The organism is Streptomyces sp. NPDC012474 (assembly GCF_042955185.1).
In the GTDB taxonomy this organism is placed as follows: Bacteria; Actinomycetota; Actinomycetes; order Streptomycetales; family Streptomycetaceae; genus Streptomyces; species Streptomyces cahuitamycinicus.
Map to the genome: position 1 here is coordinate 63,425 of NZ_JBIBEP010000025.1, position 21,252 is coordinate 84,676.

14 protein-coding genes are annotated in these 21,252 nt (G+C 71.5%); 3 read left to right on the forward strand and 11 right to left on the reverse strand.

Features of this window, described 5'->3' with window-relative positions; genetic code table 11:
* Positions 1 to 2: 2 nt before the first annotated feature.
* The 10 genes from ACFY9S_RS36840 to ACFY9S_RS36885 all read right to left on the reverse strand — a co-directional run bounded on the left by ACFY9S_RS36840 (position 3) and on the right by ACFY9S_RS36885 (position 16,081).
* The gene (locus ACFY9S_RS36840; RefSeq protein ID WP_391137713.1) at positions 3 to 704 is read right to left on the reverse strand and encodes a hypothetical protein; all 702 of its coding nucleotides are present in this window, start codon (positions 702 to 704) and stop codon (positions 3 to 5) included.
* Positions 701 to 1,387 (reverse strand): hypothetical protein, encoded by a 687-nt coding sequence (locus tag ACFY9S_RS36845; protein WP_391137716.1) that lies wholly within the window; start codon positions 1,385 to 1,387, stop codon positions 701 to 703. The genes ACFY9S_RS36840 and ACFY9S_RS36845 overlap by 4 nt, the downstream gene beginning before the upstream one ends.
* A 15-nt stretch (positions 1,388 to 1,402) precedes the next feature.
* Positions 1,403 to 8,299, reverse strand: a complete 6,897-nt coding sequence (locus ACFY9S_RS36850) for a DUF4157 domain-containing protein (RefSeq protein WP_391137718.1) — start codon at positions 8,297 to 8,299, stop codon at positions 1,403 to 1,405.
* The gene (locus tag ACFY9S_RS36855) at positions 8,296 to 8,574 is read right to left on the reverse strand and encodes a hypothetical protein (RefSeq protein WP_391137720.1); all 279 of its coding nucleotides are present in this window, start codon (positions 8,572 to 8,574) and stop codon (positions 8,296 to 8,298) included. The genes ACFY9S_RS36850 and ACFY9S_RS36855 overlap by 4 nt, the downstream gene beginning before the upstream one ends.
* 80 nt (positions 8,575 to 8,654) lie before the next feature.
* Complete coding sequence (locus tag ACFY9S_RS36860) at positions 8,655 to 10,484, reverse strand: AAA family ATPase (protein ID WP_391137723.1); 1,830 nt, start codon at positions 10,482 to 10,484, stop codon at positions 8,655 to 8,657.
* Between the two features lie 563 nt (positions 10,485 to 11,047).
* Positions 11,048 to 11,980 carry a Pvc16 family protein gene (locus ACFY9S_RS36865; protein ID WP_391137726.1) on the reverse strand — a complete coding sequence of 311 codons (933 nt, stop codon included), beginning with the start codon at positions 11,978 to 11,980 and terminating at the stop codon, positions 11,048 to 11,050.
* Positions 11,981 to 12,049: 69 nt separating this feature from the next.
* Positions 12,050 to 12,802 carry a hypothetical protein gene (locus tag ACFY9S_RS36870; protein ID WP_391137729.1) on the reverse strand — a complete coding sequence of 251 codons (753 nt, stop codon included), beginning with the start codon at positions 12,800 to 12,802 and terminating at the stop codon, positions 12,050 to 12,052.
* Entirely contained in the window at positions 12,795 to 13,529 is a 735-nt protein-coding gene (locus ACFY9S_RS36875) for a hypothetical protein (RefSeq protein WP_391137731.1), read from the reverse strand. Before ACFY9S_RS36875 ends, ACFY9S_RS36870 begins: the two co-directional genes overlap by 8 nt.
* 128 nt (positions 13,530 to 13,657) lie before the next feature.
* Complete coding sequence (locus ACFY9S_RS36880) at positions 13,658 to 14,182, reverse strand: phage tail protein (RefSeq protein WP_102908267.1); 525 nt, start codon at positions 14,180 to 14,182, stop codon at positions 13,658 to 13,660.
* A gap of 33 nt (positions 14,183 to 14,215) precedes the next feature.
* Positions 14,216 to 16,081 (reverse strand): phage tail sheath subtilisin-like domain-containing protein, encoded by a 1,866-nt coding sequence (locus ACFY9S_RS36885; protein ID WP_391137734.1) that lies wholly within the window; start codon positions 16,079 to 16,081, stop codon positions 14,216 to 14,218.
* 687 nt (positions 16,082 to 16,768) lie between these two features.
* On the opposite strand from ACFY9S_RS36885, the gene ACFY9S_RS36890 reads away from it, so the two are divergent.
* A complete protein-coding gene (locus tag ACFY9S_RS36890; RefSeq protein ID WP_391137737.1) occupies positions 16,769 to 17,257 on the forward strand; it encodes a hypothetical protein in 489 nt (162 codons plus the stop codon).
* Here ACFY9S_RS36890 and ACFY9S_RS36895 read toward each other — a convergent pair.
* Positions 17,223 to 17,618 (reverse strand): hypothetical protein, encoded by a 396-nt coding sequence (locus ACFY9S_RS36895; RefSeq protein WP_391137740.1) that lies wholly within the window; start codon positions 17,616 to 17,618, stop codon positions 17,223 to 17,225. The two genes, ACFY9S_RS36890 and ACFY9S_RS36895, sit on opposite strands and share 35 nt — an antisense overlap.
* Positions 17,619 to 17,914: 296 nt before the next feature.
* Between ACFY9S_RS36895 and ACFY9S_RS36900 the strand changes: the two genes are divergently transcribed.
* Positions 17,915 to 19,138: a GAF domain-containing protein gene (locus ACFY9S_RS36900; protein WP_391137743.1), complete on the forward strand. Its 1,224-nt coding sequence runs from the start codon at positions 17,915 to 17,917 to the stop codon at positions 19,136 to 19,138.
* 101 nt (positions 19,139 to 19,239) lie between these two features.
* Complete coding sequence (adh, locus tag ACFY9S_RS36905) at positions 19,240 to 20,757, forward strand: aldehyde dehydrogenase (protein ID WP_391137745.1); 1,518 nt, start codon at positions 19,240 to 19,242, stop codon at positions 20,755 to 20,757.
* Positions 20,758 to 21,252: the final 495 nt, after the last annotated feature.

Consider the following 21,252-nt stretch of genomic DNA (forward strand, 5'->3'; position numbering starts at 1 on the left):
GCTCAGCTCCTCCTGATCGATGCGCTCGCCGCTGCCCCGATGCCGCCGCCGAGCCCCAGCGTGCCGAGGCTGCCGCCCCGGGCGGAGGCGGCCAGCCGCTCCTTCTGGGCGAGGTGCGCGAGGTAGAGATCGGCACCGCGATGCCCGGCCGGCAGATCGCTGACGGTGAGGATCTTCATCCCGATGCTGAGCGAGGCGCGGATGGGATTGAGATGCACGTCGAAGGCGGACTCGTTCACGGACAACTCCGTCAACCGCACCGGCATGACCCGCTTGCTCCCCCAGGTGAACAGCGTCAGCGGCATCTCGATCGGGCTGATTTCGATGGCGCCCTTCTGCGACAGCCTGCTCGCGGCGCGCAGTTGCGCGGTGGTGGGCTGCACCAGCATTTCCAGGGTCGCCAGCTGGGGGTGGATCCCGTCGGGCGCGGCGATCTCGAACTGGTCGGTCGCGTCGATCTCGGCGGTGAACTTCCAGGTCTCCTGCGCGGGGCCCTTGAGCCGCAGCGCCTCGTTCCGGTCCCCGCTGCCGGTGCCGCCGCCTCCGGCGTCGCCACTGTCACCGGCCGACTGGGGGCTGACGCTGCGTTCGAGGGTGTCCGGGTTGAACTGCAGCACGATGATGCGCTGCGGGGTGCCGGTGTCGGGGTTGACGACGACGATGCCGGAGCGGATGGGTTTGGGGATGTCGGCGTAGCGGGTCACATGCGCTCCCGGAGGCGTGCCTGAAGGTCTGTGTAGTCGTGGTCGGGAAACAGTTCCGGAAGCAGTTCCAGCATGGCGCGAAGGTCCGCAGCCGTACCGGCGAATTCCTCGTCGTTCAGCGGCGCCTCCGTGAAGAGGTGCTGCCAGTCGAAAACACCCTTGGTCAACCGCAAGGTGTCCATGTATGCGGGGTAGTCGAGGTCCATCCGCCACAGCGTGTTCGTCCGGTGATCGGAGAACCAGACCTCGGGACTCTCCACTTCGGGCTGTAGCCGCAAGGCGACGAAGGAACCCGTTCCGGTAAACGGGCTGGCATCGATCACACGGAACCCGGTGGCAAGTTCGCGCTGTTCGTCGGAGTAGAGGGACGACGTGAACTCCGGCGCGTCCTCGTGCACCGCCAAAGGCAAGGGAGTGAGACGGAACTCACCCGTCAGGTACGGGTAGGGGTCGATGGTCCGCCATTGACTACCCAGCTGCGAAAAGCGAATGTAGGCGCTACGGAGTTCAGCACCGATTTCGATGCCCTCCCACTCGGCGAGGTCGTCGAAGGCCGTGCCCTCCGCCGTCAGGTCGATGTCGTCCCGCACCTCGCTCAGCACTTCGACAGCCGGGCTGTCGCGCAACTCGTCGAGGACCTTGAGCCAGCCCTCTTCGTACGCTGTCGGTTCCTCGAGTTCCATGCCCTCTCCCATGACCTACCTGAAGTACAGCCTCTTGGCCTTTTCGGCCTCCTCCAGGACCGCAATTATCCTCTTCGCCGCAGCCAGCGCGGGAGCGCTTTTCGCCTGGTCCTCCAGTTTGGTTTTGAGGTCAGCCATTCCCGAGATCTTCTTGCCCGGCTGAGCATCCCGGAGGTTGACAACTCTTTTGGCAGTGGCAGTATTCAGCTTTGATATCGCGATTATTTCCTTGTACGTGGCCTGGTTCAGGTTGACCGAGAGTGGCGTGTTTCCGGTTGCTTGCCACGGAGGCGGGTCGAATTTACCCGTGGTCCAGGACCCGCCCGGCCGGCTCCTCCGCTGCCAGTGCCCATTGGGGTACTCGTAGGTTCCCCAATGCATGTCTACGGCACTGGGATATCCCGGATAGTTGCTCCGCATGGTGATGTTGACGTCGTACCAGACCATTCTCTCGAGTTGACCGGCCCACCCGGACTTCTTTCCGATCGCGCGCGCGGCGGGATGTTCGGCCTTCTCTCTGGCGTCGATGTTGTCCGCCCGGAGGGCCGGCGCCAGGTTCGACGTCGAGGCATGACCGCCCAGGACTGCGGTGAGCATGTGCATGCGCACCCAGTCGCCTCTCGCGGTGATGCCCTCCGCGACAGCCCGGTCCCAGCCCAAAGGCCATGCTTCCGGGCGATGGTTGGCTTCCGTGCCGACCGGTGTTTTGTTCTGGATGTAATGCGCCTTGAAAGACTTCGCGGTGTCGCCGTCGGAGAACACCGGCAGAGTGGTGTCCGGCAGCGGCGGCTCGTCCCCGCCTCGTGAACGCTGCTCCAAGGCGGTCGCCAGTTGCTCCATCAGTGCCCTGAGAGCGGTCAGTTGCGCCTCGATACCGGCCTGCCCGCCACCCTGGAAGATCGGTTCTCCGTACGTCTGCCGTCTTGTGCGCCGGGTGTACCCGCTGTTGCTGGTCTCGCGGTCCGGGAGACGGCCCTGGGCCCTCTCCGCGCTCTCGCGCAACGCTTCCGCCTGCTTCCGGGCTTTCTCCTGGTCAGCCCGCAGCTGCTGCTGTTGCGCGATCGGGCGCGTGTTGTTCTCCCGTTCCCAGTCGCTGATGTACGACGTGATCGCGGCCAGGGTGCTCCGCATGGCCAGGTCGCCGCTCTTGCCCTTGCCGTCGAAGAGCAGCGTGTGCATGGCCCCGTCCACAGCACGGAAGCGGACGGAAGGCAGCTCGTAGTCCTTCTTCCCCTGCTGCCACGCCTGCTTGTCGCGGTCCCGCATGCGGTCCCTGTGGCGATCGCGTGACCGGTCCCGGTCGTTCCTCAGGCGCCGCTGCTCTCGCACCTTGCGAAGCCTGTCGTTCAGGCGGTTGCCGAGCTTGCGGCGTGCCTTGCCGAAAAGCTTGCCGGTGGCGCGGCGAGCGCGGTTGACGGCCGACTTGATGGTCTGGCGGGCACGGCGGCCCGGGCGGCGGCGGGGGCGGTCCTTGCCGGTGTCGCGGCGCCTGTCGTCGTCACGGCGGTCGTTGCCGGGGCGGCCGTCGTCCCGCCGGCGGTCGTCCGGACGTGTGTCCTTGAGGCCGCGGTCACGATCGCGGTCGTTCGCGTCGCGGCGGCGGTCGGGGCGCAGGGGGTCGCGGGCCGGGCCGCGGCGGGTCGGGGTTTCGCGGCGGTCGCGACTGTCATCGCCCTTCATCCGCCGTTCCGCGTCCCGCATCCGCTTGCGGGCGGCATTCACCTCTCGGCCCTCGTCGCGGCGTTCGTCGTCGTCGCGGCGCTTCTTCGGGCGGGTGGTGTGGGCAGGGCGTCGCTTCTTCTCCGGCGTGGAGCGCTTTCCGGGGCGGGGCCTCGACGGCGGGCGGGAGGTCTCGTCCCGGGACGGCTTGCGCGGCGTCGACGGGCGGTCGGTCGGCCTGTCGTCCGTGCGGTCCGCCGGGCGGTCCGGCGTCGGGGTGCGGTCGTCTGTCTGGGCCGGGCTTTCGTCCTTGGGCTTGGTGGGGGCGTCCGGCGGGGACGGGGCGTCGGACTCACCCGGCTTGTTCTTCTTCCTGCGCAGGCCCTTGAGCATGTCGCCGAGCCGTTCGGCCACCTTGCCCAGGAAGCGGCTGACGCCCTCGATGAGGAACTCGTAGATCAGCTCAAGGAGCGCGACGACTCCGGCCGCGACCGCCTTGGCGAAGGGGAGGGCTCCGTTGCCGCTCTTGACCGACTTCAGGAAGTCCATGAACAGGCCGAAAGCGGCGAGGATTTCGCTGAGGGCGCCCCAGGCGATCTGGAGGGCGTCGATGATGGCCGCGACCCAGCCCGCGCCGGGGATGAGCTTGGCGACGACCTTTTCCACGACCAGCACGCCGATGATGACCGGGAGTTGGGGCACTGCCTCGTCCCAGGCCATCTGTGCCATCTGCTCGACGGTGACCCCGCCGGAGATCAGCTCCTGGAAGTCCTCCATCGGGATGCCGATGATCTCCTGGACCTTCTGGTCGAACCAGGCCTTGACGGCAGCCTTGGTCTCCTCGAAGAGGTGCTCCTTGGCGCCCGTCTCCGCGGCGGCGCCGGCCTTGCTGATCCAGTCGCCCGGGTCGGAGACGATGTCGTTGAAGATGGCCGCCCACTCGCCGAGCGCGGCCACCGCGGCGGCACCGAACTCCAGCGCGCCGACCGTGACCGTCTCCGCGATGTCGACCGCTGCCAGCAGGCCGCCTTCCAGTAGGTCGAGGCCCGCCTGGAGCGCGCCGCACAGATCGTCGAGGAGCTTTCCGGCGACTTCCTTGAGCGCGTCGGCGAACTCGTTGACCTTCTGCACGGCCCAGTCGCGCGCACCGTCGATGGTGTCGCGCCACTTGTCGCGCATCGCCGGGTAGTCGGCGAGGAGCTCGTCGCCGAGAGCGATCAGGACGTCCGCGAAGGTGTTGATCTGGTCGATGACCCAGTTGCGGGCGTCGTCGATGAGCTTGAAGACCTGCTGCTTGAACTGGTCGATGAGGTCGGTGACGTTCTGGCGGGCCTTCTCGAAGACGGCCTTGATGGCGTTCTTGAGCTCCTCGAAGAACTCCTTCAGCTTCTCGATGGCCTCTTCGAGCCAGTTGTCGGCGTCGTCCTTGCCGTCCTCCTGCTTCTTCTCCGCCTCCATCTCGGCGTTGGTCTGCTCGTCGTCGATCTTCTTGTTGTCGTCCTCGGTCCGCTTGTCGACGTCCTTGTCGGTGTCCTCCTCCTTCTTCTTGATGTCGTCGCGGACCTTGTCGTACTTCTTGCCCTTCTTGTCGTCGATCTCCGAGACCTTGTCGTCCTGCTCCTTGCGCCACTGGTCCCGTGAGCCGGCGATGTCGGAACGGCCCTTCTCGCGGGCGTCGGACTGCTTCTTGCCGCTGGCGGAGACCTCCTTCCGGAGGGCCTGGTCGTGCTGCTTGCGGTCGTCCGTGGCCTTCTTGTCCTTGGCCTGGCGCTCCTGGCCCATCTTGTCGCGGCCCTGGGAGAAGCCCGCCTGAATCTGCGGGCCCCGGTCGTGCTCGGCCACGGCGGAGGCGGACTCGATCGGCACTCCGCCGCCGGACACCGAGCGCGCGCCGCCGCCCTTCGCCGTCTTCTTCTCGCCGGAGACCTTGCCGGTCAGGGTCTCCTTGGGCACGTCGGGATAGATCTGGTCCTCGCCCATCGGGCGGGCCGCGTCGTCACGTCCCGACCGGTGCAGTTCGTTCTTCCGCTCGTCGAGCTTCTGACCCTGCTCGTCGGTGCGCTGCGGGTCCGAGTCGTTCTCCAGCGGAAGCCTCGGGGCGTCGCCCACCCGGGCGTTCTGCAGCCCCTCGTCCTTGGTCGGCAGCCCCAGGATGGAGTCGATCAGGTCGTCGAGCGGGAGAACCTCCTTCAGGAGCTTCCCGAACAGCTGGGCGCCGATGGTGACGGCGATGTCCCACCAGCTCGGCTCCGGCACGTTCGCGCCCGGGACTTCGCCTTCCGGTTTCTGTTCGCCGCCGATCTCGGGTGTCTTGCCGTGTGCCGCGTCCGTACGGGCGACCTTGGCGTTCGTGTACGTGCCCGGGGCCGCCGCCTGCGGGCCACCGGGGACGGTGCGCGGGGAGCCGGAGGGCCGCTGCATCTTCGGCGGCGCCTTGCGCAGGGTCGTGCGCTCCTTGTCGACCGAGCGGCCGACCGCGCTGCCGACGCCCTTGAGCGTCTCCAGTGCCTGATGCGGCTTGAGCCCCGCGGCCGTAGACAGGCCGGACTCGGGGGTGGCGTTGGAGACGTCCGGGGCCGGAGCCTCCTTCTTGGCCTTGGCCTTGGATCCGCCGGATGCGGCGGTGCGGCCGCCGGAGCGGACGGGTGCGGGCGCCGGGGACTTGCGGCCGCCGCCTCCGCCGCCGCCCCGGCGTGAGGCGGTCTTCGCGGCCTTTCGTGCCGCCTGGCGCTTGCTGCCCGCCGGGCGGGAGCGCGAGCCCGTGGAACCGCCCGATGCTCCGCCGGATCCCGGGGACTCGGCGGCTTTGGCCGTGTTGGTCTTCGCTTCGGGGCCTGCGGCCATGGGCGAAGGTCCGTTGCCCGGTGCCAGTTTGGGCGCGCTCGCGGGTCCCGGGGTGGAGACCTTGTCCGGGCCGCTCTCCGGGCCGGGAGTGGTGGCCTGGCCCTTGCCTTCGGTAGCTTCCTGGCCGCCGCCGGGTGACGTTTCGGGTGCGGGAGCCGTCGCCCCCCGGTCCCCCGCGCCCTCACCCCGGCCGTTCGCCGAGCCGGTCTCGGGCTGGTCGGCCTGCTGGTCCTTGCCCTTCCCGACCCCGGAGTCGGCCTCCTTGCCGCCGCTGCGGTCGGGAGCTCCCGCTTCCGGCCTCTTGGCGCTCTGAGTCTGGCTCTCGCCGCCGCCCTTCTCCGTGCCGGCGCCCGACGGCGAACCGGCGCCCTGCGCACGGGCGTCCTCGCCCGCCTTGGCCAACTGGTCCGGCGCGGCGGTCTCCCCGGGCCCCGCGGGCGCCCCGCCCGCAGCGGCGTCGGAGGCCCTGGCCTCCTCGTCGCGCCGCGCGGCCTCGGCGTCCTCCTTGCGTTCGTCCGACTGCGCCCGGTCCGGGTCCGTCCCGGTGGCATCCGCCGTCGAGGCCGCACCGGGAGACGCCACACGTAGGCCGCCGCCGATTGCGGACGGATCGGTCTGCTGCCCGTCGGCCGTGCCGCTCAGGAGATCCTCGAAGGACTCGCCGCTGCTTCCCTCCTCCTCGGAGCGCGCCGCTGCGTCCCCGGGGGTGTCGGGCGTGGCCTCCTGCGATCCCGCCTCCGGCGCCGCGGCGCCGGAGGCGGACGACAGGCTGGGCAGAGGGGCCGTACCCTTACGCCGCTCCTCGACGAGGTTCGGGTTCTTCGCGGCGTCCGTGTAGCCGACGAGGTCGACATCGGGCACGGGCTGCGCGCCGGCCGCCCCGGCCGTGTCCTCCCCCGCCTCCCGCTCCCTATCGTCCTGCTCGGACTCCGCGTCCAGTCCCAACGGCTCGTCGTCCGCGTCCTGTTCGTTCTCCGGGTCGCCCACCGCACGGGCCGCTCCGGTGTCCCCTCCGGTCCGGGACTTCTCGCCGGGCTCGGCGCCGCTGCGGTCGACGGTGCCCGGGGCAGGGGCCTGCCGGCGGTTCGCCTCGGGCGCGCCCTCGTCCTCGCGCTGCTCCTGCCCGCCGGCCTGCTTCTCTGGCTCCTGGGCGGCCTCGTCCTCGGGACCTCCCGTGTCCTCCTCGGCGTCGCGCTCGTCCTGCTTGTCCTGGTCCTGCTGATCGCTTTCGGTGTCCGAGGCGTCCTTGCGTTCGTCGGCGGCTTCCTTCTCGGCGTCCCGGCCGGAGGCGTCCTTGTCCTCCTGCTGGTCCTGGGCGCGCTCCTGCTCGTCCTTCGAGCCCTCCTGCTGCCGCGCGGCCGAGCCCGCGCCGCCCTGGGCGTTCTCCTGGCCGGCGTCGCCGAAGGCGGATCCGTCACCTTGGTCCCCGGCGTCCTCTTCCCGGCTGCCGCCGGGCTCGGGCCGGCCATCCTGCGGTGTCCCGCCGGGCTTGCCGGGCTCGTTCGGCCGTTCGCCCTGCTCCGGGACGCGCTCCGTCTCGGAGTCCTCGCGGGCGCGTTCCTCCTCGATCTCCTCCGCCGCACCGGGAACGGCGAGGGGAGCCGCGGCGGCATCCATCGGCAGCGGGCCCGACTGCTCCGTCTCCTCCACGCCCTCCAGCAGCCGGTCGACGACCGGGGCGGGCAGCCACAGTTCCAGCCGGTCCAGGACGCTGTCCTGCACCTCGGGCGCCATGCGGGCCAGTTGGATCCGCACGCGCCCCGACCGGTCCTCCGGGTCGCCGCGCAGGGAACGCAGGAGACCGTTGGCGAGGCGGTCGACGAGGGTCGCGGGGTCCAGTTGCTCCATGCGGCGGCGGTCGGCGTCGACGGTCGCGTAGCGGAGCCAGCCGGGGGTGGCCTGCGCCTGGTCGAGGTCCGCGGCCAAGTCCGGCCCGGGTTCCGGGTCGCGCACCAGGTCCTGGGCTGCCGACTCGGCCTCCCGCTCGATGGCCTGCTGCGGCAGGCTCACCGCGCCCAGGTCTCGCCCGGCGCGCAGGGCGCCGAGGCCGTGCGGGTTCTGGACGGTGTGCAGGAGTTCGTGGGCGAGCAGGCGGCGGCCCTCGTCCGTGCCCGGCCGGTACGCCCCCTCGCCGAAGAAGATGTCCTGGCCGACGGCGACCGCATCCGCGCCGAGCAGGCCCGCCAGCTGACCGGCGTCCCGGCCCGTGTGCAGGCGTACGCGGCTCAGGTCGTGCCCGAGGCGCTCCTCCAGCTCGCGTCGTACGCCGGGGTCGAGCGGCTGGCCCGCGCCGCTGACGATGTCCTTCGGCTCGGGTGCACGGGATTTGGCCGTCCGCTCCTTGCGCTTGCGCCGGCGCCGCTCGGCGGACTGCTCGGAACGGCTGTCCTGGGTCGGGGAGTTGCTCACGACGTCACCTCCCCGCGGCCGCACAGGCCCTCGTGCACGGCGCGCGCCAGTTCCTGCCCGAGGCGGCGTGCGGACAGGCCGGCGGGCAGCGGCGGCAGGCCGGACAGGACGTCGGCCGTCCAGGGGCCGTCGGCGGGCACGCCGCGCTCACGGACCAGCCGGGTCAGCTCGTGCTCGAAGGCGGCCGACACCCGGTCGGGGTCGACGCGGAAACCGTCGAGGACCAGCTCGCCGATCTCCACGCGGATCTCGCGCGGCGTCGGTGCCCCACCCATCGGCGTCCCGCCGGTCTGAGTTCCACCTGTCTGTGTTCCACCGGTCTGCGTCACACCGGTCTGGCTCACACCCTTGGGCGTCACACCCATCCGCGGACCTCCGTCGGCGTCAAGGAGCGTTCCAGCTTGAGGTATTCGGTGCGGGCCCCTGCGAGCATGTGCCGCATCTGGAGCGCCTCGCCCTCCTCGGCGGCTAGGAACGCGCCGGACAGGGCGATGTTGCGGATCGATCCGCCCGCCACGGTGAGCTGCGCGAGCAGTTGAGGGTCGATGTCCTTCACCGGGGCCTGCGGCGGCAGCACGCGGCGCCAGATCTCGGCCCGTTCGTGCTCGGCCGGGAAGGGGAAGTCGACGACGAAGCGGATGCGCCGCAGGAAGGCGTTGTCCAGGGCCTTCTTCATGTTGGTGGTGAGGATGGCGAGGCCGCGGTAGGCCTCCATCCGCATCAGCAGGTAGCTGACCTCGAGGTTCGCGTACCGGTCGTGGCTGTCCTTGACCTCGCTGCGCTTGCCGAACAGGGCGTCGGCCTCGTCGAAGAGGAGGAGCGCGCCGCCGCGTTCGGCGGCGTCGAAGACACGGCGGAGGTTCTTCTCGGTCTCGCCGATGTACTTGCTGACGACCTGGGAGAGGTCGACGACGAACAGGTCGAGGCTGAGTTCCTTCGCCATCACCTCGGCGGCCAGGGTCTTCCCGGTGCCGGAGCCGCCCGCGAAGAGCGCGGTGACGCCGAGGCCGCGGCGCAAGGTCGCCGCGAAGCCCCACTCCTGGTGGACCACGGCGCGCCGGCGCACATGCGCGACGATCTCCCGCAGCACGCTGGTCTGGCGCTCGTGCAGCACGAGGTCGTCCCAGCCGGCCTGCGGTTCGATACGACGGCCGAGTTCGTCCATGCCGACCCGGGCCTCGTCCATGCCGACCCGCCAGGCCAGGCCCGCGGCGTCGAGCTCGTCCTCGTGGGGCAGTTCACGGCGTACGGTCGCGGCGGCGGACCGTACGACGTGCGGCGGCAGCTGGAACTGGGCGATCAGGGACCGCAGTTCGTTGTCCTCCAGATCGGCGACGTCGCTGAACGCGTCCGCCCACAGAGCGAGTTGCTCCTCGTCGTCCAGACGCGGCACGCTCACCCGGGTGCCGTGCGGGTGGTCCGTCCGGCGCGGGTCGGCGCTCGACACGACGACCGGCACGGCGGCCCCGGCCAGGAACGCCTCCGTGGCCGCCTGCTGCTCCCGGTCCGGCTCGCCGAACTCCACGAGCAGCGCGGCGGGCAGCAGGATCGCCTCCCGCTGCCACAACCGGGCGAACCGGTCGCGTTCGGCGGGGTCTACGGGGATGTCCTGGGCGCTCAGCGCGTACAGCCCGAGCCCGGCACGCGCGGCCGCGGCGGCCGCGATGTCGGCGCGGCTGCGCAGATCGCCGCCGACCAGTTCGACGAGCAACGGTGCGTCGGGGCGGGCGCCGTCCGTCCAGCCGGCCGCGACCCCGTTCGCGGCCAGGTCGTACGACGGTGGCAGCCGGTCGGGCACCGGTGTGCGGCGCACCTGGCCGTGCAGCCGGGCGTCCAGGTAGGGCGAGCCGAGCAGGAAGTGCAGGATGCGCTCGTCGAGCCGGAGCCGGGAGGTCGTCAGCCGCGACTCGTCGTCCAACTCCACGATCCGCCAGCGACGCAACGGCGACACGGGCGGCAGCGCGCTCCAGTGCGGTTCGTCCAGGGCGGCCAGGGCGAGCGAGAACGTCGGGTACGCCCGCTCCGGATCACCACTCGCGGCGGCACAGCGGGCGCCGGTCGTGGGCTCCAGTTCCTGCGCGGCGGTGAGCAGCACGAGTTCACGCTCGAAGGCGGTGAGCCCGAAACAGGTGACAAGGGCGTCGAGAGGTGCGACACCGGGGCCTTCGGCCGCGGCCTCGGGCACGGGGGCCTGCGCGGTGCCGCGCCCCTCAGGCGAGGTACCGACACGGCCCCGCGCGGTGGTGTCATCGGAGTCCCGCGGAACGGTGCCCTGGGAATGCCGCGCGGCGGTGCCATCGGGGCACTGCACAGCGGTGCCCTCGCGGCCCTGCAGAGCAGTGCCGTCGGAATCCTCCGAGGCGCGCCGCGCTGCTGTGCCGCCGGCTCCTGGATCCGTGGCGCGGCCTCCACCCGCACCGCCGGACGCTGGCCCCGTGGCGCGCCCCACACCCGCACCGCCGGACCCCGGCCCCGTGGCGCGCCCCACACCCGCACCGCCGGACCCCGGCCCCGTGGCGCGCCCCACACCCGCACCGCCGGACCCCGGCCCCGAGCCGCGACCCGAGGCCGCGTCACCGAGCTCCGCCCCCACGGCCCGACCCGCATGAGCGTCGACGCGGGCCAGGACACGCCGGATCTCGGCCGTCAGCGTCGTGCCGGCGCCCGGCGCGGCGGCAGCCGTCGCCCCCGCCGCGGCCGTACCGTGCGCTCCCATGTCCTCACCTGCCCCCGTCGCTCCCATGTGTCTCAGTTCTCCGTGTCCTCGTCGCCGTCCGTGTTCTCCGCCGCCGGCCGGACCTGCGCGGACTTGGCCGACTTGGCGGACGTCTTCTTCAGGGCCCTGGCCGGCTGTGCCGGCTTGCGGCCCCGAGCCGCCTTCGCCGGCGCTTTCGCCGCCGCCCTGGCTACGGCCTTCGCAGGCACGTCAGAAGACTCCGCGGTCCCCCGCGAGGGAGAACTCGCACTGTCCTGCGAGGGAGAGTTCACGCGGTCCGGCGAGGGCGCCCCGCCACTCGCGTCCGGAACGACCCCGGGCCGCTCCCCCACAGCCGGCGACGCCGGCGCGCCCGGCGCCCCGAACGGCAGCACCCGTACCTCCGGCCGCTCCACCGGCTTCGCCGGAACCGGCGTCCCGCGCCCGTCGATGAGGACCAGTACGGCCTGGTAGACGACGGACAGCGTGTACGGAGTCTGGTGGAGCATCCCCCACAGCTTGGACGTCTCGTCGACGTCCATCGCGGTCGGCGTGAACCGCACCCGCTGCGCCGCCCCGGCCAGGTCGCTCCCGCCCAAGTGCGGTCGCTGACCGGCGAGTTCGATGATGTCCTTGGGGAGTACGGGTATCTCGTGCAGGGTGCGCACCACGGAGCCGATCAGGCGCTGCCCGACCAGTTCCGCCTCCTCGCCGTACGCGCTGATCAGGTAGTGCAGGTCGAGCGCGGCGGCCGGCCGCCGGACGAGCGTCCCGTCGGACGCCCTGGTCGGCAGGTCGTTGTTGCGCTGCGAGGTGTTGGGCGTGACCTGGTACAGGAACACGGTGATGGTCGGCTCGAGAGGCGGGTCCGCCGGCGGTTTGCGCGGCTCGACCTTCACCGCGATGTCGATGTCCGGCGGAAGGTTGTCCTCGATCAGCAGGGCGAGGGCCTGGGTGACGTGGGCGAGGGCAAGTGCGTTGCTCATGGCGTCAGTTCCTCGGTCCCTCTCCGCGTCCTGGTGCTTCTCGTCGTACATCTGCGTGCCGGTCGGCGCTCACTCGCGCCCCCTGGCCAGGTAGTCCGCCAGGCTCACCGCGGCCCGGGGGCGTTCGGCGTCCCGTGGCCGGGGCCCGCCGCCTCCGCCCTGAGGCGCCCCGCCCGCCGTGACCTCCAGCCGCCCGATCTGCACCTGCACCACCTGCTCGGTCTGGCGGCCGGGGCGCCGGGCCGCCGCCTGCCGGACGGCATCCCGTGCGGCCGCCGTGTCCGCCGCGCTGGGGAGCAGCGGGGCGGACACGGCGGCGGGGGGAGCGGCGTCCGCTCCAGGGGGGGTCGGCACGGACGCCGCGTTCGTGGGGGCCGCCGGCTCCGTACGGCCCCGGCCCGTCGCCCGGCGCGCGGCGTCGGGGACCGGCCGCAGGACGGGGCCCGTCGGTGTGACGGGACGCAGCAGCGGCCCTTCGGATCCGGCCGGCCGGGCCGGACGAGGCGCGGGTTCGACGGATGCCGGGGCCTGCTCGGTCCGTACGACCGTCCGCTCCCGTTCCGTGCGGACGACCTCGCGACCCGCCCGGCGTGCCCTGTCCGGCCGGGCGACGGCGGCCGGGGCGGCGACGGGCCACAGCGGCTCGGTGCCGTCCGGGTCCGGTGCGGCGGCCTTCACCGCCTCGACGCGTTCGAACGGACCGGCCAGTCGCGGCCGTACACGCACCACGCCGGGACGCTGCACGGCGGGCGCCGCGTGCCGGGCGAGCAGCCGGTCGAGGAAGTCGGGCTCCGGCCGGCCCCCAGCGGTGGACTCAGACATCCGCACACAGCTCCAGGTAGTAACGGCGCCGCAGCGGGCTGAGCGCCAGGATCTCCGGCTCGCTCCAGCCGTACGCGGTGGCGAGCAGATGGACGTCGAGCAGGAGGTCCCGGGCCCAGGCGTCCAGTTCGGTCCACAGGTAGGAGGCGATGTCCAGCTCGGCCCGGGTGCCCTCCCCGCATTCGGGGCAGGCGATGGTGAGCGCGACGTCGCCGCCGGGGTCCGCCGCCTGGGCCGCCTCGGCGATCCGCCGCTGTACGGCGACGGGCAGCGTGTCCGCCGACGCGGGCTGTCCGTCGCGTACGGCGGTGACGAGGCAGCGGGCCAGCAGGGCCCGGCGCGGGTCGGCGTCCCGGGCCGCCACCGTCAGGTCGGCGACGCCGGGCACCCGGAACTGGACCTCCCAGCCGTCCTCGGCGACCCGCACCAGCGGATCCCCCCGGTCGGCCAGGGTGCGGGCGAACTCCCCGGCGTCCAGCTCGAACTCCATGTCCGCGCCGCACGCCCGACAGTCCAGGCGCACCTGCATCCGCTCGCCGAACAGGGCCTGGCGCAGGGCGAACAGGTCCGCCTCGCGCTCCCCCACCGGCAGCGTCAGCAGCGTCTGCTGGTCGCCGCCCAGGTCCGGCCGGGCGGCCCGGTGCAGCAGCAGCGCGCGCCCGGCCGGAGCCTGGGCCAGCCCGGTCTCCCAGGTGGCCAGGAACTCGGCCGCCTGTGTGATGGCCATGCCTCCCCCAGTGCCTGTGTCTCAGCGGGTTCAGTACGTGCCCAAAAGGGCGCGGGGAACTGCGCGACAAGCCACGACGAACCCGCTGACGAACCACGAACCCACCGCGGCGCTTCCCGGCGGAGCGCCTACGCCGGGTTGAGGAACGAGGGCTCCTCCGGCTCGGGCACCTCGTAGTCCCGCTCCCAGCCCTCGCATTCGAGCTTCAGGGACTGGATGGCGACCGCGTTGGCGTTGGCGTCCAGTTCGCCGAGGACCTGGTACTCGCTCGGCCAGGTCCGGTACAGCTTGTGCGAGACGGCGACCTGCCCGGCCTCGTTGAGGACCTGGATCACGATGTCCTTGCGGAAGTCCGCCAGGGACACCTCCGAGCCAAGGCCCGCGCCGACCTGCCAGACCTTGTTGGCCCAGCGGTCGAACTCGGGGTCGTGCGTGACGCCGCGTTCCAGGGTGACGCCCTCGAACTCGGAGCGGCCCGGCGACTTGCGCGGGGAGGAGGGGTCGCCCCCGTGCCGGTGCTTGACGACCTCCGTGGTCCGCTTCAGCGGACTGATCTTGCTGATGCCGGCGACCGTCCGACCGTCCCACAGGACCAGGAACTTGAAGTTCTTGTACGGGTCGAAGCGATGGGCGTTGACCGTGAACTCTGCCATCGAAATGTCCTCAGGGGTTCCTTGGAGCGTTCCTTAGAGCGCGAACTGGCCGGACGTCTGCTGAATCCTGACGACCACGAACTCGGCCGGGCGGACCGGCGCGATGCCGACCAGGACGTTGACGACGCCGTTCTCGATGTCCTCGGCGGTCGTGGTGTCGCCGTCGCACTTGACGAAGTAGGCCTCGCGGGGCGTGCCGCCCTTGAAGGCGCCCTGGCGGAACAGCGTGTGCAGGTACGAGGAGGCGGCGAGCCGGATCTGCTGCCACAGGTTCTCGTCGTTGGGCTCGAACACCACCCACTGCAGGCCGCGTTGGAGGCTCTCCTCGACGTGCAGCGCGAGCCGCCGTACGGGGACGTACTTCCACTCGCTGTCGAGGGCGTCGGAGCCCTCCATGGTGCGGGCGCCCCAGACCACCGGGCCGGTCACCGGGAAGGTGCGCAGGACGTTGACGCCCAGCGGGTTGAGCAGGCCGGTCTCGCGGTCGGTCAGGTCGACCGTGAGCGAGTGGACACCGGCGAGCCGTGCCTCGGTCCCGGCCGGGGCCTTCCACACGCCGCGCTCGGAGTCCGTCCGGGCGACGACGCCCGCGACGGCGCCGCACGGCGGGAAGGAGCGCAGCCTGCCCGTGAGCGGGTCGGTGAGCTGCAGGTGCGGGAAGTACAGGCCCGCGTGGTTGCCGCGCACCGCGTCGAAGGCGGCGAGCCCGGCGCGGGCCGTGTCGACGCTGACCCAGGTGCCGGGCGCGTCGACGAGGAGGAAGATCCGCCGCTCCTGGCACAGGCGCTGGGCCGCGGAGACGACGGTGAGGGCGTCCTCGGTCTTCTCGTACGCGGCGAGTTCGGGCAGCGCGAGCAGGTTGACGTCGGCCACGCCCCGCAGCGCCTGGATACCGGACTTGTCGGCCTCGGAGCCGATGAGGTCGCGCGGTCCGGGCGCCTCGCCGTCCTCGCCGCCCTCCAGGGGGAAGACGGGCGGGTTGACGGAGGCCTCCAGGCCCAGGTCGTTGGCGCACTCGCCGATGAAGCGCACGACATCGTCGGGGTCGGTGGATCCCGCGACGACCTGCACGCGGCGGCCGAAGGCGGTGACCTCGGCGCCGGCGAAGGCGTGCTTGCCGGGCGCGTCGGGCAGGGCGCGCAGTTTGCGCTCCAGAAGCAGCGCCAGCTCGGTGACGGAGGCCGGGGCGTCGCCGTCGCCGTCGGGGTCGTGGAGGGTGAACTCCCGCTCCACGTCGCCGATCTTTACGGTGAGGTCGACGGCCAGGTCGGGCAGCTCGTGCCCGAACGGCCTGGAGACGGTGCCGGAGGGGTCGGGGCGGCCCTCGCCGACGACCTCGACGCGGATCAGCCGGGAGCCGGCGTTGACGACGGTCTGCACGTACCGGCCGCTGGACGGGTCGGTGGACAGACCGGTGAAGCTTTCGCGGGCTTCGCCCTTGGCGTCGTGGACGCGCAGGTTGAAGGTCTCGTCGGGGCAGGGTGTGTCGTGGTCGACGGCGACGCGCAGGCCGTTGCCCCACACGCCGGGCTCCTTGGCGTGCACGGCGAGGACACGGCTCTCGCTGTGGCCCTCGGTGGACTCCAGCGTGACGCAGGCGGCCTTGCCACTGCCGGCCTTGGCGACCCGGACGATCACCGCGACGGTGCCGCCGTTGCCGAAGAACTGGTGGACGGCGTAGCCGACGGCGCTGCGGGCACTCAGGCCCCCGAAGCGGCGCTCGAACTCGGTGAAGCTGGTGACGCGTACCGGTTCGTTCAGCGGACCACGCCGGGTGTGGCCCACGAAGGCGGTCACCGAGGTGGTCAGGGTCGAGATGGTACGGCTGCTGCTGGGAAGTTCTTCGACGTAGACACCGGGATACGTCGGCTTGGCGGCGCTCACTGCACTCATCGGCATTCCCCCTCCTGTCCCTGTATCGGGCACCCGATGGAGGCACCAAGAGGCGGTGGGGGAGGGACGTTCCGGGTGGTGCGCGAAGGTGCCACTCACCCTGTCGGCAGTGGCCACGCGCCCGTCATCAGTTCCCCCGTCGATGCCCGTGCTGTCGGTCGCACGGGCCAAGCGCATCGCTTGTGACTCCTGATGCTCAAGTGCTCAACCCACCCTGCTGCTTGCGGAGTTAACCCAACAAGACGGGTTCTGGCCAGCACGGAGGAAGGTTTTGTGAAGGCAAAGTTCCCGGATCCGCACATCGCGCCCGCGTGCCCTCGTGAACCGGTCCACACCTCCCGCACACCGCTGCGCCGATGGCGCGGACGGCATGCCTGACGGACCCGTGTCCGCGGCGGCGGAGTCCGACGCTCCTCGGCTTCTCCCCGAGTCGCACACACCCTTCGGTGGCCGAATCCGTCGGGGCGGCATGGACGCGCACGAAGTTGATCGCGGACTTACGGGACGCACCTACGGGTGCCCCCTTTCGACCGGGACATGCCCGACACAAACGCCAGACCGCGCCACCCCTTCCGGCTCGTAGAAATATCTACGAGCATGGCTGTGGCCGGGCGGCACGCGGAACCCCGCGGGTCACCGGCCGTGTCCAGCGCGCGCCGGACCGCGGCGCCGTCGACTGTGCCTGGGGTGGCCATGCAGAGCGTCATGTGGAAGCAAGCCGTCGAGTGGCTCGCCGCGGCCGCCACGGACCCTCAGGAGTGCAAACGGGAGTGGGACTACGGCGCCGGAACGGTGCTCGTGGAGGCCGGGCGGTACTGGGACGTACTCAGCGTCCCCGACCGGCTCGGCCTCCTCGCGCTCGACCTCCTGTGGCGCGACCCGCTGAAGGTGCCCGGCCCCACCCTGGTGGACTGCGCGGCCCGCAGAGTGGGGTTCTTCCTGCCGCCCGACCCGGTCAGCGAATGGGTCGGCTTCGGCGTGCGGCACGTCGGCCGGGGCTCCTGGGTCGCCGTGCCGCCGCCGTACCGGCCCGCCGGCCGACTGGAGTGGCTCGTCCCGCCGGACGGAACCGGCACGCTGCACACCCCGGGCACGCTCGAATCAGCTCTGCGGGAGGCCAGTGGAACCCTCGCGGTGCTGGCGCCGGTCAGCGCGGAGCCGGCGGTCCCGGACGGCTGGTGAGACGGGCTCCGGAAGGCAGCCCCACCGCGCCCGGGTGGCGGCCGGAGGCAGCACGGGTGCCACCAGGGCCGGCCCCTGCCCGGCCGGCAGCGGGGTGAGGAGCGGTGGGGACGACCGGGCCCATGTGCCGGCCGGCGGTCCACGAGGTGACGGCGGTCCAGGTCTCACTCTCGGCCGGCGCGGCGAAGGAGACCCACTGGCCGTCGCGGTGCTCCGGGACCGTGTGGCCGCGCGCCTCCCACTCGGCGACCAGGGCCGCGTAGATCGGCGGATGTCCCGTGTATCCGGCGGTTAGTTCGGCGTACGAGCGGGGCGCGGCATCGTTCCCGGGAAGGCGCCGCACCGTCTCCGTGCTGTCCATGCCAGGGGAACGCGGCGCCGCACACCGGCGGTACGCGGGCCGGACCCCGTCCGTCGGGTCGAGTGAACCCGTCACCCGTACGGCGGCACGCGGGCACCGGACAAACATCCAGTCGGGCGGTCGCCCGTTCAGGACCGGGGACGATTCCAGGCCACATGTCACTTCCAGGCCAGCCGGTCGCCCCGGCCACCCCTGCGGAACATCGTTCCGGGTCCGCCGGAATTCTCGACCGGGGAGCGCGCATCCGGTAACACTGACCTCACGCCGAGACACCGGTACAACGGCAGGGAGAGGCCATGTCACAGCGCCCTGACCTCAAGCAGCGCAGGGCCGTGCTGGAGCACGAGTGGTCCCGCTGGGTGCCGCGGCTGAGCGTCCCGGGTGCGCGGCCCGGCGGCACCGCTGCACTGCGCCACGAGGTGACCGAGTCCTGGGCGCGTTCGCTGGGCAGTGTGGACCCGGGCCGGGGCAGCGCCCCGGTCACCGACGGCGGTCAGGTGCACCAGCGCTGGACGTCCTCACCGCTGTACCGGCCGGTCTCCGCCCTCGCCGGGGAACTCCACAGCATCGGCGAGGACGCCGGGTTCGTCACCGCGGTCACCGACGAGGCCGGCACCATCCTGTGGACCTGCGGCGGCCCGGCCATGCGCCGCCGGGCCGAGCGGGTCAACTTCGCGCCGGGCGGCCGCTGGGACGAGCAGGCCATGGGCACCAACGCGCTCTCCCTCGCCCTGCGCACCGGCCGCCCCAGCTCCGTCTTCTCGGCCGAGCACCTGGTGTCCGCCCTGCACGGCTGGGTCTGCTACTGCGCCCCCGTACGCGACCGGGACGGCCGCGTCCTCGGCGTGTTGGACCTGTCCACGACCTGGGACCGCTCGCACCCCCTGGCGATGTCCACCGTCCGCACGCTGGTGTCGACGATCGAGGCCCGCCTGAGCACCGAGGCGCCCCGCCCGGGCCGGCTGCGGCTCACGTGCCTGGGCTCCGAACAAGCCGTGCACCACGGGCGGCCACTCCCCCTGCGCCCCCGCCAGCTGGAGATCCTCACCCTCCTCGCACTCGAACCCGGCGGCTTCTCCCCCGAGCGGCTGCGGGCAGCCCTCTACGGCGACCGTCCGGTCACGTCCTCCACCTTCAAGGCGGAGATATCCCACCTGCGCCGGGCGCTGGGCGGTGCGATATCCCCCCGCCACTACGCCCTCACCGCCCCGGTGTCCTGCGACGCCGCCGACGTCCTGCGCGCGCTGGAGCAGGGCGACACGGACACCGCGCTGCGCCGCTGGGGCGGCCCGCTCCTCCCCCGCTCCGAGGCCCCCGGCATCGAGGAGTGGCGCACGCGCCTCGAAGTGGCGGTACGCGAGGCCGTACTGGCGAGCACGCGCCCGGAGCACGCTCTTCGCTACGGCGAACGGGTTCCGTACGACGCCGAGGTACACGAGCACGCGCTGCGGCTGCTCGGCCCGGACGACACGCGCCGCGCGATCGCGCGAGGCCGGCTGACGGCGTCCCTGCGCGACTGACGCTCCGCGTCCCGCGGCGCCAACCTTGCGCCAACCTCCCGGGAGCACAGTGAGGGACGTCGCAACCCGTCCCGCACCGCCCTTCACCGAGGAGAGCCGCCATGGTGTATGCGCAGCCAGGAACCGAAGGCAGCATCGTCACCTTCGCCCGCCGCTACGACAACTTCATCGGCGGCGACTGGACAGCGCCCGTCGAGGGCCGCTACTTCGAGAACCCGACGCCCGTGACCGGCAAGGTCTTCTGCGAGGTCGCCCGTTCCACCGCGGCCGACGTCGACCTCGCCCTGGACGCCGCCCACCGCGCGGCCGACCGGTGGGGCCGTACGTCCACGACGGAGCGCGCGAACATCCTGAACAGGATCGCGGACCGCATCGAACAGAACCTGGAGAAGATCGCGGTCGCCGAGACGTGGGAGAACGGCAAGCCGGTCCGCGAGACCCTGGCCGCCGACATCCCGCTGGCCGTGGACCACTTCCGGTACTTCGCCGGAGTCGTCCGCGCGCAGGAGGGCAGCATCGCGGAGATCGACGCCGACACCGTCGCGTACCACTTCCACGAGCCGCTGGGGGTGGTCGGGCAGATCATCCCGTGGAACTTCCCGATCCTCATGGCCACATGGAAGCTGGCCCCGGCCCTGGCCGCGGGCAACTGCGTCGTCATCAAACCGGCCGAGCAGACCCCGGTCAGCCTGCTCTACGTCATCGACCTGATCGCCGACCTGCTCCCGCCGGGCGTGGTCAACGTCGTCAACGGCTTCGGCGTGGAGGCGGGCAAGCCGCTGGCGTCCAGCCCGCGGGTGGCCAAGGTGGCGTTCACCGGCGAGACCACGACGGGCCGCCTGATCATGCAGTACGCGAGCGAGAACATCATCCCCGTCACCCTGGAACTGGGCGGCAAGAGCCCCAACATCTTCCTGCCCGACGTCATGGCCGCCGACGACGACTTCCTGGACAAGGCGGTCGAGGGCTTCGTGATGTTCGCCCTCAACCAGGGCGAGGTCTGCACCTGCCCGTCCCGCGCCCTCATCCCCTCCTCCATCTACGACGACTTCATGGCCCGCTGCGTCGAACGCACCCGGGCCATCGTCGGCGGCGACCCGCTGGACCCGGCGACCATGATCGGCGCACAGGCGAGCAACGACCAGTACGAGAAGATCCTCTCCTACCTCGACATCGGCAGGAAGGAGGGCGCGGAGGTCGTCACGGGCGGCAATCCCCGCGCGGTTCCCGGTCTGGAGGGCGGCTACTACATCGAGCCGACCATCTTCCGCGGCACCAACGACATGCGGATCTTCCAGGAGGAGATCTTCGGCCCGGTCGTCTCGGTCACGACGTACGACTCGGTCGACGAGGCCCTGAAGATCGCCAACGACACGCTGTACGGCCTCGGCGCGGGCGTCTGGACCCGCGACGGCAACACGGCCTACCGCCTGGGCCGCGAGATCAAGGCGGGCCGCGTCTGGACCAACTGCTACCACGCGTACCCGGCGCACGCGGCGTTCGGCGGCTACAAGAAGTCGGGGATAGGGCGCGAGACGCACAAGATGATGCTCGACCACTACCAGCAGACGAAGAACGTTCTTGTTTCATACAGTCCGAAGAAGCTTGGGTTCTTCTAGAGCCTGAAGTCGGTTACCTGGAGGCATCGTTGCGCTCCAGGCAACCCGACGCGATAGCTACCCAATGTAACGTGTTGGGTTCTTCTCGTCACTCTCTGACATCCGGTGGAGTTCCACACGGACCAGTAGCGGACCGATTGCGCCGGAGAACATCACCCCGCGGGTCGCATCGACCCCAGTGGACTCGACGCATTTGCGTTGTCCCAGAGGACGACCGCCACAGCCGTGCACGACCTTCGCTGGCATGAGCACTGCGGGGTTGCGATCCTCGGCCATCGTAGGGATGGCCGCCGCGTGCCTTCGTTGCCCCAGGAGGCAACTATGCCGCCGTTGCGAATCCGGGTCGCCCCGGAGGGCGACCGCCGGCGGTTCCGTTGCGCGTAGTCCTTGTGCTGGTTGTTTCGATTCTCGGTCGCCGCAGAAGGCGGCCGCCAGACGTGACTGGGATGACCTTGCCGCCGCCACCCTTGGGATTGCGATCCTCGGCCGCCCCGA

What these genes read in the sequence shown, in the direction of transcription:
- ACFY9S_RS36845 (WP_391137716.1), bottom strand. Translation starts at nt 1,387, where the DNA reads ATGGAACTCGAGGAACCGACAGCGTACGAAGAGGGCTGGCTCAAGGTC.
- ACFY9S_RS36855 (WP_391137720.1), bottom strand. Translation starts at nt 8,574, where the DNA reads ATGGGTGGGGCACCGACGCCGCGCGAGATCCGCGTGGAGATCGGCGAG.
- ACFY9S_RS36865 (WP_391137726.1), bottom strand. Translation starts at nt 11,980, where the DNA reads ATGAGCAACGCACTTGCCCTCGCCCACGTCACCCAGGCCCTCGCCCTG.
- ACFY9S_RS36870 (WP_391137729.1), bottom strand. Translation starts at nt 12,802, where the DNA reads ATGTCTGAGTCCACCGCTGGGGGCCGGCCGGAGCCCGACTTCCTCGAC.
- ACFY9S_RS36875 (WP_391137731.1), bottom strand. Translation starts at nt 13,529, where the DNA reads ATGGCCATCACACAGGCGGCCGAGTTCCTGGCCACCTGGGAGACCGGG.
- ACFY9S_RS36880 (WP_102908267.1), bottom strand. Translation starts at nt 14,182, where the DNA reads ATGGCAGAGTTCACGGTCAACGCCCATCGCTTCGACCCGTACAAGAAC.
- ACFY9S_RS36885 (WP_391137734.1), bottom strand. Translation starts at nt 16,081, where the DNA reads ATGCCGATGAGTGCAGTGAGCGCCGCCAAGCCGACGTATCCCGGTGTC.
- ACFY9S_RS36890 (WP_391137737.1), top strand. Translation starts at nt 16,769, where the DNA reads ATGCAGAGCGTCATGTGGAAGCAAGCCGTCGAGTGGCTCGCCGCGGCC.
- ACFY9S_RS36895 (WP_391137740.1), bottom strand. Translation starts at nt 17,618, where the DNA reads ATGGACAGCACGGAGACGGTGCGGCGCCTTCCCGGGAACGATGCCGCG.
- ACFY9S_RS36900 (WP_391137743.1), top strand. Translation starts at nt 17,915, where the DNA reads ATGTCACAGCGCCCTGACCTCAAGCAGCGCAGGGCCGTGCTGGAGCAC.
- adh (WP_391137745.1), top strand. Translation starts at nt 19,240, where the DNA reads ATGGTGTATGCGCAGCCAGGAACCGAAGGCAGCATCGTCACCTTCGCC.